This is a genomic window from Pontitalea aquivivens, from assembly GCF_046507575.1.
Classification (GTDB): Bacteria; Pseudomonadota; Alphaproteobacteria; order Rhodobacterales; family Rhodobacteraceae; genus Pontitalea; species Pontitalea aquivivens.
This window is the reverse complement of the sequence record NZ_JBKFEY010000042.1, coordinates 1-13,914: the sequence shown is the minus strand read 5'-3', so window position 1 is coordinate 13,914 and position 13,914 is coordinate 1. Positions and strand designations below refer to the sequence as shown.

General features: G+C 57.1%; 13 protein-coding genes and 3 pseudogenes. 7 read left to right on the top strand and 9 right to left on the bottom strand.

The window, feature by feature from the left end; all coding sequences use genetic code 11:
• Both ACK8OU_RS19125 and ACK8OU_RS19120 read left to right on the top strand, forming a co-directional pair.
• Positions 1–148: pseudogene (locus ACK8OU_RS19125) on the top strand (electron transfer flavoprotein subunit alpha/FixB family protein); the annotation flags it as partial.
• A 55-nt stretch (positions 149–203) separates the two neighbouring features.
• Positions 204–452 (top strand): annotated as a pseudogene (locus ACK8OU_RS19120) (hypothetical protein); the annotation flags it as partial.
• A gap of 2 nt (positions 453–454) precedes the next feature.
• Here the strand turns inward: ACK8OU_RS19120 and ACK8OU_RS19115 are convergent.
• The 4 genes and pseudogenes from ACK8OU_RS19115 to ACK8OU_RS19100 form a co-directional block, all read right to left on the bottom strand.
• Entirely contained in the window at positions 455–1,153 is a 699-nt protein-coding gene (locus tag ACK8OU_RS19115) for an IS6 family transposase (RefSeq protein WP_009453084.1), read from the bottom strand.
• 327 nt (positions 1,154–1,480) lie between these two features.
• A pseudogene (locus tag ACK8OU_RS19110) lies at positions 1,481–1,813 on the bottom strand (transposase); the annotation flags it as partial.
• 19 nt (positions 1,814–1,832) lie between these two features.
• Positions 1,833–2,593, bottom strand: a protein-coding gene (locus ACK8OU_RS19105; RefSeq protein WP_410304933.1) for an IS5 family transposase whose coding sequence is annotated in 2 segments (ribosomal slippage) — positions 1,833–2,269 and positions 2,269–2,593 — 762 coding nt in all. Because the reading frame shifts where the segments join, the coding sequence is not laid out codon by codon here.
• A gap of 63 nt (positions 2,594–2,656) precedes the next feature.
• Positions 2,657–3,148 (bottom strand): ATPase, T2SS/T4P/T4SS family, encoded by a 492-nt coding sequence (locus ACK8OU_RS19100; RefSeq protein WP_410304936.1) that lies wholly within the window; start codon positions 3,146–3,148, stop codon positions 2,657–2,659.
• A 565-nt stretch (positions 3,149–3,713) separates the two neighbouring features.
• On the opposite strand from ACK8OU_RS19100, the gene repA reads away from it, so the two are divergent.
• From repA to repC, 3 genes are all read left to right on the top strand, one after another.
• Complete coding sequence (gene repA / locus ACK8OU_RS19095; RefSeq protein WP_410304937.1) at positions 3,714–4,898, top strand: plasmid partitioning protein RepA; 1,185 nt, start codon at positions 3,714–3,716, stop codon at positions 4,896–4,898.
• 543 nt (positions 4,899–5,441) lie between these two features.
• Positions 5,442–6,455, top strand: a complete 1,014-nt coding sequence (gene repB / locus ACK8OU_RS19090) for a plasmid partitioning protein RepB (RefSeq protein ID WP_410304935.1) — start codon at positions 5,442–5,444, stop codon at positions 6,453–6,455.
• 173 nt (positions 6,456–6,628) lie between these two features.
• The gene (repC, locus tag ACK8OU_RS19085) at positions 6,629–7,528 is read left to right on the top strand and encodes a plasmid replication protein RepC (protein ID WP_410304934.1); all 900 of its coding nucleotides are present in this window, start codon (positions 6,629–6,631) and stop codon (positions 7,526–7,528) included.
• On the opposite strand, the gene ACK8OU_RS19080 is transcribed toward repC, so the two are convergent.
• The 5 genes from ACK8OU_RS19080 to ACK8OU_RS19060 form a co-directional block, all read right to left on the bottom strand.
• A protein-coding gene (locus ACK8OU_RS19080) for an IS5 family transposase (RefSeq protein WP_410304933.1) occupies positions 7,459–8,219 on the bottom strand; the annotation gives its coding sequence in 2 pieces (ribosomal slippage) (positions 7,459–7,895 and positions 7,895–8,219; 762 coding nt in all). The two genes, repC and ACK8OU_RS19080, sit on opposite strands and share 70 nt — an antisense overlap.
• Before the next feature lie 37 nt (positions 8,220–8,256).
• Positions 8,257–9,201, bottom strand: coding sequence for a hypothetical protein (locus ACK8OU_RS19075; RefSeq protein WP_410304932.1), 945 nt, complete (start codon positions 9,199–9,201; stop codon positions 8,257–8,259).
• Between the two features lie 863 nt (positions 9,202–10,064).
• Positions 10,065–10,508 (bottom strand): hypothetical protein, encoded by a 444-nt coding sequence (locus ACK8OU_RS19070; RefSeq protein WP_410304931.1) that lies wholly within the window; start codon positions 10,506–10,508, stop codon positions 10,065–10,067.
• Positions 10,509–11,194: 686 nt separating this feature from the next.
• Positions 11,195–11,356: a hypothetical protein gene (locus ACK8OU_RS19065; RefSeq protein WP_410304930.1), complete on the bottom strand. Its 162-nt coding sequence runs from the start codon at positions 11,354–11,356 to the stop codon at positions 11,195–11,197.
• A gap of 69 nt (positions 11,357–11,425) precedes the next feature.
• Complete coding sequence (locus ACK8OU_RS19060) at positions 11,426–12,208, bottom strand: alpha/beta fold hydrolase (protein WP_410304929.1); 783 nt, start codon at positions 12,206–12,208, stop codon at positions 11,426–11,428.
• Between the two features lie 117 nt (positions 12,209–12,325).
• Here ACK8OU_RS19060 and ACK8OU_RS19055 point away from each other — a divergent pair, with 117 nt between their 5' ends.
• Both ACK8OU_RS19055 and ACK8OU_RS19050 read left to right on the top strand, forming a co-directional pair.
• Complete coding sequence (locus ACK8OU_RS19055; protein WP_410304928.1) at positions 12,326–12,511, top strand: PhlB family protein; 186 nt, start codon at positions 12,326–12,328, stop codon at positions 12,509–12,511.
• A 445-nt stretch (positions 12,512–12,956) separates the two neighbouring features.
• Positions 12,957–13,914 (top strand): CoA transferase (locus ACK8OU_RS19050; protein WP_410304927.1); only part of this gene is annotated, 958 nt, incomplete at its 3' end.

Genomic DNA, 13,914 nt, shown 5'->3' with positions numbered 1-13,914 from the left:
CGCCATCCAGCACCTCGCTGGCATGAAGGATAGCAAGGTCATCGTCGCCATCAATAAGGACGAGGAAGCGCCGATCTTCCAGGTTGCCGATTACGGCCTCGTCGGCGATCTCTTTGTCATTCTGCCGGAACTCGAAAAGGCGCTGTAGATAGTGGGACAGACGACATTCTTCCCTCGTGAAGCCGATGCGATGGAAACGCGCGGTTCGTGTGCTTGGGGTTTCTTCGCTGGCTGCCGGCCACAAGACCCTTTTGCCGCAACTGATCGAGGAACTGAAGGTGCAGGGCGGGCACGACATCATCGTCGTCTGCGGCGGCGTGCCGCGCCAGGATTATGAGTTCCTGCTCGATCAGGGGGTGGCCGCGGTGTTCGGCCCCGGCACCAATGTGCTTGAAGCCGGCGGTTTTGTTGCAACGGCTGATTTGAAGCGCAAAGGGGGCCGGTCCGAGGCCAATTATGCGGCAAGAATTGCGAACTGTTCGGCTAGGGACGGATTCGGATTGAAGGCGTATCTCGCCTGTCGCTTGCGCATCATGTGAACCATCTCGATGCCGGACAGGATGATCGCGGCTGATGCCTGTGATTTGAAGCCAAGCATTGGCCGGACGCGGCGCTTGATGCGCCGATGATCCTGTTCAATCCGATTATTCAGATACTTACTCTTGCGGATTTCGATCGGCTTCAGCCGGCGCCGAGAACGATCCTGCAAGCGATTTGTGGTGTCACAGGAAACGATAGCCTCGTGGTTGGTCTGGCTACCATCAATAACGACGCAGCCTGGCCGGCCATGCCGATTCAGCGCCTTTGTGAAGAACCGTTTGGCCGACGGCAGGTCACGCTGCTCGCTGAACCAGAATTCGACCGTGTCGCCGACACTGTCGATGGCGCGGTATAGGTACATCCACTGGCCGCGGACCTTGATGTAAGTCTCGTCGATATGCCATCTGCCGGTCACGTTCCGCTTCCGTCGGTTGAAACGCTCCAGCAATAGCGGTGCGTAGCGGACGGTCCAGCGGTGAATGGTCGTGTGGTCAACGGCAATGCCTCGCTCGGCCATCATTTCTTCCAGGTCCCGCAGGCTCAGACTGTAGGCCAGGTACCAGCGCACGCAAAGCAGGATGACTGACTGGTCAAACTGGCGGCCCTTGAACATTCAATCCTCCGAAAGATCAGAAGCTCTCCTTGCCACAAAAACGGTATTCAAAACGTTGCAACATGTATGGACGCCCCAAAGGGTGCAAGAAGAATCTTTTAGAAGGGATGTTGCGTGTAGTCGGGTGCTGACATGTATCCGGCCTCTGATGCAGCGTTCTACATGCCGCGGGCCTGTATGGGAGTTCGCAGATCAAGTCCAATTCACAACCGCGTGCTCTGGGCACTTTGTTGCAATCTGGTTTTCCCGATCTCGTCTCATCGACCGTTACGCCATATCCTCCGTCTGACCTTCCTACACCTCCGACAGCCTCCTGACCGCTGCAGGTTACCCTGCCGCGCTCTGAGCCTGATAGGTTCCGCCCTTGGCCATAAGTGCCCAAACGATACGAGCCATCTTGTTGGCAAGAGCAAATCTGACCAGCATGGGTGGTTTACGTTTGAGCATACTCGCCAGCCACGATCCTGTAGTGGCTCCCTTTCGGGCCGCCCACCGTACAACCGCACTCGCCCCGATAATAAGCAATCGGCGCAACGTTCGCTCCCCCATCTTCGAAGTCTTGCCGAGCCGCTGCTTCCCGCCCGTGGAATGTTGCAGCGGTGTGAGCCCGAGCCACGCGGCAAAATCCCGCCCGCGTTTGAACGTCTCGGCTGCCGGAGCTAGGTTCAGGACTCATTGCTCATAGCCAGAAGATGACGGTTGCGGCGAGAGCGATGGCTGAGAGGAAGGCCATTGGACACCTGTCATAGCGTGTAGCGACACGCCTCCAGTCCTTGAGACGACCGAACATGATCTCGATCCGGTTGCGCCGTTTGTAGCGGCGTTTGTCATATTTGACGGCCTTGTTCCGGGATTTTCGACCGGGGATGCAGGGAGTGATCCCTTTCGCCTGTAAAGCGTCACGAAACCAGTCGGCATCGTAGCCACGATCGGCCAGCAGCCATTTGGCCTTGGGCAATTCTTCAAGCAAGGCGGCTGCGCCGGTGTAATCGCTGACCTGACCTGCCGTTATGAAGAAACTGATCGGGCGACCATTCGCATCGGTTACGGCATGGAGCTTGGTGTTCATGCCGCCTTTCGTGCGCCCAATCAGGCGGCCTGCACCCCCTTTTTTACCCGCAGGCTGGAAGCCGTGCGGTGCGCCTTGAGATAGGTCGCATCGATCATGATCGTCTTCAACTCTGGAGCCTCAGGGACGGCCATGCCTTCCATCATCTGGATAAAGATGCCCTTGTCACCCCAGCGTTTCCAACGGTTATAAAGCGTCTTGGAGGGGCCGTATTCCTTCGGCGCATCGCACCACCTGAGCCCGTTGCGGTTCACGAAGATGATGCCGCTCAGAACGCGTCGATCATCAACGCGCTGACGCCCATGGCTCTTGGGAAAATAGGGCCGAAGACGCGCCATTTGCTCGTCCGTCAGCCAAAACAGATTACTCATCAGTCAGGCTCCTTCAAGCCTGCCTGAATCATATCCCTCACTTCAAATCAATGGGTCCTGACCCTAGATTGTCGCTGTGCACTTGCCCGACCCAGTTCCTCCGGACACAACAATATTAAGCCGTTCTGCGATCGCTTCTCGGATAGATGTACGTTGGTCCCCACTCATCATCGATCGGCTAACGTAATCATCAAGCCGGATGAGGCGCGACGCATGTTTACGGATCGTGAAGCACGGATTGCTCACCACCGGCTGCAGCAAGCCCTCAAACCTGTGCCCGCGCATCGGAAGTTCCCCCGAAAGGATCGGTCGGCTGCTGTCGACTTCAGTTCGCAACGCGTGTGCTACACAGCCGATGATGGTTTCGGCAGCCTCCGGGTGGAGATATCCAGCGTTCTCGATCTCCTGCCCCAAGCGTTCTATGAACAAGCGTCCGTCGGGGTTCAGCATTATCTCCACCACGGACGTATCACTGAGGGCAGCGCACACACTTGGACCAAGTGCATTTTGCAATCGGCGGACGAGACGATCAGAAGAGCATGCAGACACGTTCATCAAGCCTCAGCAGCGCTAAAACAAGGCTGGTCACAACGGAGACTGCAATTTAGTTGGGTAGCGCACATGGATGTCTTGGCTCCAAAATTACTGGAGCCATATGACCACGACAGCGACCCAAGATCAGTCCGGCCGAAGTGCCGGGCACTCGTTGTACAATCCGCATCACTAAGGGTGCGGGGAGCACTGGTTTCACAGCATTACCTTCCCATCAGGCCAGGTGTGCAGGAGAATCGGGGCCGTTGAGTCGCGCAAGGATTGGCTGCAACAGTCGCCGACCCAAGCCCCCCCACGGCTGCGGAGCAACTTGTACCCGGCATAAATGCGGAGGCGAGTTTTAGCATGATAAATCCGTCAAGTTATTGCGATTAAAAGGCAAAACGTGCTTTCTACCACCCAGGGATGCGTTTTGTCAGCTTATAGGTTAACCCTTCGCTAACCAATAATTCCTTGCATGCGCACGTTAGATCGCTATCGTCACGGTAATCCCATGTGATCGGCCACCATACCGTGATGAAAGTATACGCCCGTGATTGAAAATCTGGCCTCCTCTTCGAGCACCAATATGGCGGCGGACGAGACCATTGGCGCGCACGCGGAGCTGCTGAGCTCACAGCTTCACGCAATGAGCGAGAACTTCTTCCCGCCTGTAGCGCAGAAATCACTTCGCCTCTTCACGTCCGGCGAAGCGGCAAAGCTCATCGGTGTTTCGGATTCAACCCTGCGCAAGATGACGTTGGCGGGTGAAGGTCCGCAGCCCAAGACGACAGGGCACGGTCGACGCCTTTACACCTTGGGCCAAATCAATGAGATCCGACAGCTGCTTGCAAGTGGCACGCGAGGGCGTGATGCGAGCGATTTTATACCTCACCGCCGCGAGGGCGAACATCTGCAGGTAATCGCCGTTACGAATTTCAAGGGCGGCAGCGGTAAAACCACGACTGCAGCGCATCTCGCTCAGTATCTGGCACTGCAAGGCTATCGTGTCCTTGCGATCGATCTCGATCCGCAAGCGAGCTTGTCCGCACTATTCGGCGTACTGCCTGAGACCGATGTCGGCAGTAACGAGACCCTCTATGCGGCTATTCGATATGACGAATTGCGCCAGCCTCTAGCCGATGTGGTACGGCCGACTTACTTCGATGGTTTGCACCTGGTGCCGGGCAACTTGGAACTCATGGAGTTCGAGCATACGACACCTAAGGCCCTCACCGATGCCAAACGAAAAAACGAGGGCATTTTCTTTACACGTGTTGCTGCAGCCATCGACGACGTCGCTGATGCCTATGATGTGGTTGTTATAGACTGTCCGCCACAGCTTGGCTTTCTCACTCTGTCTGGGCTGTGCGCCGCAACCTCGATGATTGTGACGGTTCATCCACAAATGCTGGATGTTTCATCGATGAGCCAGTTTCTGCTCATGACTCGAGACCTTCTGAGCGTGGTGCGAGAAAGCGGCGGACGGTTAGAGTATGACTTCATCCGATACCTGCTGACACGCTATGAGCCACAGGATGCGCCGCAAACAAAGGTGTCCGCACTGCTTCGTAACCTGTTCGATGATCATGTTCTCACGAATCCCATGGTCAAGTCTGCAGCAGTCTCGGACGCTGGGCTGACCAAGCAGACGCTCTATGAGATTGGCCGAGAAAATCTGACTCGCTCAACGTATGACCGAGCAATGGAGGCGCTTGACGCTGTAAACGGCGAGATCGAGCAGCTTATACGCGCGGCATGGGGGCGTGGATGAAACGCGAAGCCAGTCAGAACGCTGGGTGCTCCCACCGCTATCCAAGACCACCTCAGCTGAAAAGTTGGGAGCTCCCAACTCGTCTTCGTCTGTCGGTCGCTTTCGGTGCGTCCTTGCCTCTGTGGCATAGAATCTCGGACTTACAAGTGCAGGTTACTACACAGGAAGCGGCACAGACGTCGCGTTCGCCGATGAAAAGTGCAGAACGTCAGCCAAGGGAAGTCTGGAGTTCACGGGCGCAGAGCGGCGGCCGAGATGGCGGCGCTGGTACAGGAAGTTGGGAGCTCCCAACTCTTGCTGGTTCCAGGGATGCAAATGCTGGCGCGCAATTTGTTCGAGGTTCTCAGGGCAAGCCGCTCTGGGCTGCCCCCTCCCCTGTACGCGCGAGTCGACCGACCTGCCATGTTCCCGCAGGTGTCCAGTCTTCAATGCGATGGGGCCGTGTTCACTCGTCTAGAAGCGGGATATCTCCACTCTTTCATATCGGTAGGAATTCAAATCAGTTGGGAGCTCCCAACTTTCAGAATGGCCGAGAGGTGTAGGATGAGCCGCAAGGACGCCATAAACTCACTTTTCTTAGGGAAAACAGGAGCTGCAAGCAGTGGCAAGGCGTCTCCGGCTCGTGATCCTGAAAGGGTCCGCTCCGGCGCTATCGGGGCGATGGGAGTCTCTCTGAAGGAGCTCACGCAGGGCGCTCGCGAAGCAGCGAAGTTGCAGGAGCAACTCAATTCTGGTGAACATGTTGTTTTGCTCTCGCCGGACCAGATCGATTCCTCACCGATCGCGGACCGCCTCCCGGCGGACAATGACCCTAGCTATCAGGCTTTGCGTGACAGCATTGAAGCGAATGGGCAGCAAATCCCGATCCTTGTGCGACCCAGTCCGACCGCAGAGGGGCGTTACCAGGTCGCTTACGGTCGCAGGCGCCTGCGCGTTGCGGCGGAACTTGGTCGCGAAGTAAGGGCGATCATTCAGGCACTGACCGATGCGGAGTTGGTTGTCGCGCAAGGGCGCGAGAATCTAGACCGATCAGATCTGTCATTCATAGAACGGGCCCTGTTTGCGAAGCACCTGGAGGATGCTGGTTATGAGCGGAGTGTCTTAATCGCGGCGTTATCTGTCGATAAGTCGGATCTGAGCCGCTACATCTCGATAGCGAGGAGAGTCCCCGAGGTGCTGGCGCGGCAAATTGGCCCCGCGCCGAAAGTCGGTCGCGCGCGTTGGGTTCAACTTGTTGATGCACTAGCAAAGACGAAGTTCGAGGAGCGGGTGGATCGCATCGTTCAAACCGATGAATTTGCGCGCGCCGATTCGGACGCCCGCTTTGCACTCGTCTTGAAAAGCTTGCTTCCACCCACCAAACGCCAGGCTAAGGTTCACGCCTGGAACACGCCCAATGGTAAGGAGGGCGCTAGGCTTTTGCGGCAGGGAAACAAGACGTCGATCACGTTCGACGAACGGCACGCTCCAGAATTCGCAACATTCATCGCGGAGCGCTTGGATGGCTTGTATGAAGAGTTCACAACGACGAAGGAGTCTGATCAACCAAAAACTTAGGGATATACAGCTGGGTTCAATCGCAAAAGAAAAGGCCCCCAAAGCGAACCCCGGAAGCCTTCTCAAATAGTGTGGTAGCTAGAGAATCGCATTTTCCGGAATCCTCGTCAAGTCCTATGAAACTTGGCAGCGCTGCGGGCTGAGATCTTTTGCCTGAAAATAGGTAGAGAAAAATGCAGCCGCATGTTGCAACGACGCCCTTTGGGCGGCGAGCGATGACGCTTGGCCAAATTGCACGCCAGGCCACAACCAGAGCAATGCCTAAGAATGCTTCCGCGCACAAGTGGGAAGTATTCCGGCATATCCGTGAAGCCCGCGAATTGCTCGGCGCGACCGATCGTTCATTAGCGATCCTGAACGCACTTTTGTCGTTTCACCCGGAAACGGCGCTCACTGCTGATTCAGGCCTGATCGTCTGGCCATCAAACGAGCAGCTGATGGCGCGCGCCAATGGCATCTCGCCGGCAACTTTGCGCCGCCATGTGGCAGTGCTGGTTGAATGCGGCCTGATCTTGCGCCGGGATAGTCCGAACGGCAAGCGCTTTGCACGTAAGAGCCGGGCAGGGGAGATTGAGCAGGCCTATGGCTTTGATCTGTCACCAATCGTAGCGCGCGCTACAGAACTAAAGGAACTCGCCGAAGCGGTTCAGAATGAGAAGCGAGCCTATCGTGTTGCGCGCGAGCGTCTGACGCTACTGCGCCGGGACATCGTCAAGATGATCGATACAGCCATCGATGAGAATGTTCCTGGACATTGGGGCAGGGTGCTGATGACCTACCAGGCGGTGATTGCAAAGCTCCCACGCACGGCGCCAAGGCAGGTCGTAGAGGACATCTGCGCGGAGCTTGCCGAACTGCACAGCGAGATCCGCGAGGCATTGGAATCCTTTGCGAATTCACAGAATCTGAACGCCAATGAGTCTCAAACTGAGCGCCACATACAGAATTCAAACCCAGACTCTAATCTTGAATCTACACAAGCCTTAGGTTCAGGACTCATTGCTCATAGCCAGAAGATGACGGTTGCGGCGAGAGCGATGGCTGAGAGGAAGGCCATTGGACACCTGTCATAGCGTGTAGCGACACGCCTCCAGTCCTTGAGACGACCGAACATGATCTCGATCCGGTTGCGCCGTTTGTAGCGGCGTTTGTCATATTTGACGGCCTTGTTCCGGGATTTTCGACCGGGGATGCAGGGAGTGATCCCTTTCGCCTGTAAAGCGTCACGAAACCAGTCGGCATCGTAGCCACGATCGGCCAGCAGCCATTTGGCCTTGGGCAATTCTTCAAGCAAGGCGGCTGCGCCGGTGTAATCGCTGACCTGACCTGCCGTTATGAAGAAACTGATCGGGCGACCATTCGCATCGGTTACGGCATGGAGCTTGGTGTTCATGCCGCCTTTCGTGCGCCCAATCAGGCGGCCTGCACCCCCTTTTTTACCCGCAGGCTGGAAGCCGTGCGGTGCGCCTTGAGATAGGTCGCATCGATCATGATCGTCTTCAACTCTGGAGCCTCAGGGACGGCCATGCCTTCCATCATCTGGATAAAGATGCCCTTGTCACCCCAGCGTTTCCAACGGTTATAAAGCGTCTTGGAGGGGCCGTATTCCTTCGGCGCATCGCACCACCTGAGCCCGTTGCGGTTCACGAAGATGATGCCGCTCAGAACGCGTCGATCATCAACGCGCTGACGCCCATGGCTCTTGGGAAAATAGGGCCGAAGACGCGCCATTTGCTCGTCCGTCAGCCAAAACAGATTACTCATCAGTCAGGCTCCTTCAAGCCTGCCTGAATCATATCCCTCACTTCAAATCAATAGGTCCTGACCCTAGTACCGAATTCAGCTTGCCGAGTAACCGCTCCACAACACCACCTTCGTGGACCCGGCTTCGATCTCGATAACGAATGCGGATGCCGTATTCTTCACACCCGCGCTGGAATGCATGTCCTTTGAACTCTTTGGCGGAATCGGTGACAAGCAACCGTGGCCGTCCGAACATTAGCCAGTTATGATCAAGATTGCGCGCTGCCATCCAAGCGTCTTTCGGACACATCACCTGCGCCAGGCAAAGCCCCACAGAAAGAACGGACGGACGCTCCAGTGTCAGGCAAAAGCCAAGAATGCAACGTGTGCATACATCCGTTACGATGGTCAGATAAGCGCGGCCCACAAAGGTCCCTTCACCTTCGACCACTTCCACGAAATTTATGTCCGTCGGTGTGTGATCAATCTGGCAAACGTCCAGCGGTTGGTCTGCGTGGATATAGCCTGGACGTGGTTGCAGGCGTTGCACATGGTGAGGATTTGCAGACCGCCGCCTTGCGATTTTCTCTGCTGTGAAGAGAATGGGAATGCGGCTCGAGACCGTGCCATAAGAGGGAGGGTGTAAGCCAGCTTCCTCGCAGCGGGCGCGGATCTCAGCAACAATTGGCGCAAGGGGAGGAGCTTCCAATACAAGCCATTGCTCTAGCAGCGTCTGTGCAATTACCTGTTCGATTTCGGAAGCGAGGCGCTTTTTTCGCGTCCTTGGCCGGCCCGGTAGCAACGAGGTGATGCGGCGCGTCGGGCGATAACGAGCCAGCAAATTGTAGACCTGACGTCGCCCAAGACGCAGCTCGGCAGCGGCTCGGTCCACTGCGGCGCCACGCGTGCCTGTTCCATCCAGAATGCGATCCAGTTCCCGTGCTATGCGGCGTGCAATTAGCCATTGCTCCTCAGCAATCTGCTCAGACGGGTCAGAATTCATGCCGTTTGATCGCTTGTGCAATATTAAACTGCCAGTGAAAACCTTAGCTGAAATCCAAGCCTAAAATGCTCTCGGAATATAACCGCCGCATGACATTCTGAGGTTTGTAATTGCTAACTGAAACCGACATTTGTGGGGAACGCCGGTACAGACCGGCAAGGAGTAGATGGTGAAAGTCCGTTACGATGAAGGAGTAGCGATCCACATCGACCCCGAGTCATGCGCGGGCAGTCGTGAGGCTGCACGTGAAGTGTTGACAGAGGAGTATGCAGGCCAGCCATTGAGCCGCGAAATCTTGGACATTCCGGGTGCCGACGCACTCCTACTATGTGGAAGGCAATATGGACGGATGCGTTATCGCAAGTGTCCGTTTGACCTGGCGCGGTCGCAGACCCTGGCATGCATAGACGCTTCTTGCACGGGAACCGGGAGGCCTCGTGATTGGCCAGCATGGTTTGCCATGCTGGTCCGCATCGGGAAGGTGAGGAACCGTAGCCGATGATGCACGATCATGAGGAGTCTGATTCCGTCATAGTAGCGATGAAGCCTGCGAACAAAGCCGGTCTGCCGGGGGCGGAGCAGGTGGAGCGAAGGGCGGGAACCGAGAGGAATGCGGATCAGCACAGCACGCGCCGGGCACAGGACCGGGAAAGTGTGTCCCATGCGCTGGACCGCATACGGCAAGCCGCAGGGCAAAGAAAGAAGGAGAAGTTCACCGCGCTCTTCCACCACATAAATCCGGAGATGCTGAGGACAGCATTCTACGCCCTCAGGCGTAACGCAGCCCCCGGTGTCGATGGACAAACGTGGAGAACCTACGAGGCAGATCTTGATCGACAGATCGAGGACCTGCACGCTCGGGTTCAACGAGGAGCATAGCCATTGCCACGGGCATGCCGTGCGCCGGTGTCGTCGACGGTGAGCCAGGGCGCTGACACAAGACCTGCGTGCAGGACGGCGGCATCTTCTTCGACAAAGCCGTCCAGGCGGCTGGTCAGCACACGCACCACCTGACGCTTGGAGATCTCAACACCGACATCGTTCAGAAGCGTCGTCAGCCGCTCGGTCGTTACCTGGCCCTGCGCGTGCAGCATCAGGCAGAACCGCCGCAGGTTGAGCCCGTAGCCACCACAATTCCTGCTGGCGGGGGAGCAAGAATGGTCTTGCCCTGCAGACTTGAAGAAGGAAAGGTCTTGAAGAAGGCCTGTTTGGCGCCCGCCGTCAGCGCGATCTTTGCGGCCGCTGCTGATCAATAGGACACCAATCACGATGAAGATGACGCTGATGCTGATGGCAAGTGCTATCACGGCCCATAGCCCTAAGAATGCTCCGCTGCCAATAAAAATCTAGGAAAAACCAGCCATCTATCCGTCTTTGAGATAGGCGTTACGCGGTTGTTATGCCGAATAAACATTCTCGGCCGGGCTGCCCAATGTCGGTCTTTTGCTACCGGAAAGCGACGAGTTGAAACTGTAGGCTCCTGAACTTCGAATTCAAAAACGGCGCGATAAGAGTGGCCGCCGTCTGGCTCGACCTTCTTTGATGTCACTTATGTACCCGGTGGCGTACTCCCCCTCTGCATAGGGGTCAGGCGCCATGAAATTCCCGACGACAATGAAGATCACAGCGCCGACTCCCAGAACGGCACTGTTAACAAGACTTCTGGCACTGCGCGAGCCACGCACAAAACCGAAAACACCTTCGACAATCAATGCGGCGCCCATCGTTATTTTGCGGCACCACGAGCAGCAGGATCATCGGTCCATTGTGTACTTAGCGAAGCGAACGCGGACTTGAGCTTGGATAATATGACATGACGCTTCCCACCGATCCGCGCTTCTATCAGGACACGCGGGCATTAAACACGTATCATAGTATGGATGCTGAGACGCTCGGGATCATATAGCTGTTGTCGATGCCTACCGGTCCTGAGAACGCGTCGGTGCTCAGAGCCGTCTGTTGTCAGAGTTTTTGAGGCAAATAGCGGCCTGATTTAGCGGAGGCTTTGGCCCGTCCGGTCGATAAAGCCTGCATCCGACAGGGCGATCCTCGATAAATCTACTCCCAGTGTGTGGAAGCTGGCCTGATAGTGGTCAGCGGCTATCTGCTGCTGAGCCACATCTTTCGTCCGGCTGATATGGATGCGATTGGCCATGACCAGGACGGTGTTGTAGGTCAGGTTCTCGGCATTTTCTGGTTTTTAGATGCCGGCTCATTACGGCATCTAGTCTGTCAGGCCGACCAGGAAGCCGGCGATCAAGCTTATAACATCCCCTTCCGCGTCACGATGGGGCACATGGCCGATTCCGGACTGCAATTCGAGCCGCCCGCCCGTGACAGAGGCGATGCGGCGCGGCTGCTCAGCCGAACCATACTCATCCACCTCACCGTGAATAGCCAGCACCGGGCAGCGGAGCCTCGCGAGGGCGTGGTCGAGCGTCCAGCTACGGCGAGCGGGGTCGAGCCAAGTCTCCGTCCAGGCATCGACGACCCAACGCGCCTTGTCACCATGGTAGCGGGCTAGACGAGAGAGGCCGTCCGGCGATGCAAAACGGGCTCTGGCTTCGCGGATACCCTTGAGCGTCTGCTCTTCCACGAAGGCCTGGGCGCCCATGGTAACTACTGCGAGCGCCTCGCTCGGATGCTGCGCGGCCGCTTCCACGCCCATACCCCCACCAACGCTATGACCGCAGGCGATGAAATGCGTGAAGGCGACCTCCCGCTGGAGAACGGGGAGTGTCTCGGAGGCTTCGCGCGCCATAAAATCGTCCAGGACTTGGCCGGGAAAAGTATCCGAGCGGCCGAAGCCAAGCCTGTCAAAGGCAATGACGCGCCGAGCCGTGGCTTCCGCGAGCTTCTCGGGAAACCGGCGCCAGAGGTCCACGCAGCCGAGCGAATCGTGAAAGAGGATGATCGGCGCGCTACTTGCGGCGCATTCAGGCGTCCAAACTCGCACAAAGATGCGCCCGCCAGCGATGGGCAGCATCTGGTCTTCGCTCTGGATCATCTGAACGGCTCCGGGGTTCGTGAAGATAGCAAAAGGTTCAGGTAGGCTCTGCCGTGCATTCGATAGGAGATTGATGCGGGACTGCCATGGGCGGGTAATGTGCCCTAAAGCGTCGTCGTGGTGCAACTCGACGAAGGTCCGCGCTTGTTTTCCAACGTGGTGGAGTTGGACGGCAAAGATACCGAAATGGTTTTAGTCGGTCGGCTCGTTGAGGCCGTGTTCGAGCTGCTGGAAAATGCTCTTGGACGGCATCTCTTCAGGCTCGCGGACTCGGCGCGGTCCATGGCGACAATCCCGGCCTGATCCCCTCGATTGGTGGACACGTCTGCTACGTTCGATAGAACGAGGAAGGTGTTTTTGTTGACGAAGACGAGACGAGAATTTGCGCCCGAGTTCAACATGAGGCAGTAGCTATTTGAGTCTGATGAATTCATGTTGAAGCGTATCCTGCGTTGATAAGGTAGTTTCGACATTCGTCTGGCGGGAAGCGTCAGAGGAGCCTTCCTGCGGCTTTCCACGTTGCTTCGACAGTCCATTCTGCTGCAGCGCGCATGAGTTCATTGGCGTCATAATCGAGGCGCCCGATTAGTGTCAGGCCGATACAAGCGGCGACAGAGCGGGACTTCCTGAAGTTGTTTGGATTCTCAATCCTGAAGGCCTCGCCTATGGACTCACACACTGAAATGTCGCATCTAAATGTGAACCTAGTTTCATTAAATGGATCTCTTATGACTCGAAGGAAAGATTTATGAGCAACCTAGCGCTGTCTGGCGTCGTCGTGGTGGAAATAGGCGAGCGGCGTTCCGCCTCCGCCTGCGGACTGCTTCTGGCGCAGGCCGGTGCCACGGTGATCGTCGTGGAGCCGGAAATCTCGCCTGACCGGGACAAATGGAAAAGCCGGGCAACGCTTCTGGCTGGCAAGCGCAGCATCGTCCGGCGTCATGACAAGCAGGATCGAGAGCTTGTCGAGCAGGCTCTCCAGGCCGCCGATGTTCTTCTCTTGTCGTCCGACGTTGACGGGCCTTTCGCTGCTGAAGCGGCGCGACGGGTAGAGGGCCGCGGCATCGTCTGCGACGTCACGGCCTTCGGACCGGATGCTCCTCCAGAGAAGCGGGGATGGCCCGAAAAGCTCATCCAGGCGTACGCCGGCGTGGCCGACATTACCGGACCGGCGGACGGGCCGCCGACAATCGGCAATGTGGCGGTGCTCGAATTCCATGCTGCGATCTACGCCGCCGCAGGGGTGGTGGCTGCGCTTTCGGTTCGTGATCGGGACGGGATCGCCCAGCGCGTCGATATCAGTATTTATCAATGCGCAGTCAACTCGCTCGCCACCTTTCTCCCTCTCCACTATGGTGGTCGCCCGGCCCACAGGGACGGCAATCGCCATCCGATGGCGGCGCCCTGGAATGCATTTCGCGCCAGCGACGGCTGGGTGCTCATATGTTCCGCCAAGGACGAGCATTGGGTGCAGCTCTGCGAGACGATGGGCACGCCGGAACTGGCAAGCGAAGGGGACTTGGTCAAGCTGGTTGACCGCCTCGCTCGAGTGGATGCAGTCGACACTGCCGTCAACGCTTGGACAAGCACCATGAGCGTCGAAGATTGCGTCGAACGGCTCAGTGCCGGTGGCATCGCGACCGGCCCGATCATCGAGGTCCGGCAGTTTGAGCAGGATGCCAACATCAAACACCGTCGCATGGCGT

Excerpts from the sequence above, each read along its gene's own strand:
- ACK8OU_RS19060 (WP_410304929.1), bottom strand. The coding sequence starts at position 12,208 with ATGATCCAGAGCGAAGACCAGATGCTGCCCATCGCTGGCGGGCGCATC.
- repA (WP_410304937.1), top strand. The coding sequence starts at position 3,714 with ATGGCGGCGGACGAGACCATTGGCGCGCACGCGGAGCTGCTGAGCTCA.
- ACK8OU_RS19075 (WP_410304932.1), bottom strand. The coding sequence starts at position 9,201 with ATGAATTCTGACCCGTCTGAGCAGATTGCTGAGGAGCAATGGCTAATT.
- ACK8OU_RS19100 (WP_410304936.1), bottom strand. The coding sequence starts at position 3,148 with ATGAACGTGTCTGCATGCTCTTCTGATCGTCTCGTCCGCCGATTGCAA.
- repC (WP_410304934.1), top strand. The coding sequence starts at position 6,629 with ATGCAGCCGCATGTTGCAACGACGCCCTTTGGGCGGCGAGCGATGACG.
- ACK8OU_RS19065 (WP_410304930.1), bottom strand. The coding sequence starts at position 11,356 with ATGGCCAATCGCATCCATATCAGCCGGACGAAAGATGTGGCTCAGCAG.
- ACK8OU_RS19115 (WP_009453084.1), bottom strand. The coding sequence starts at position 1,153 with ATGTTCAAGGGCCGCCAGTTTGACCAGTCAGTCATCCTGCTTTGCGTG.
- repB (WP_410304935.1), top strand. The coding sequence starts at position 5,442 with ATGAGCCGCAAGGACGCCATAAACTCACTTTTCTTAGGGAAAACAGGA.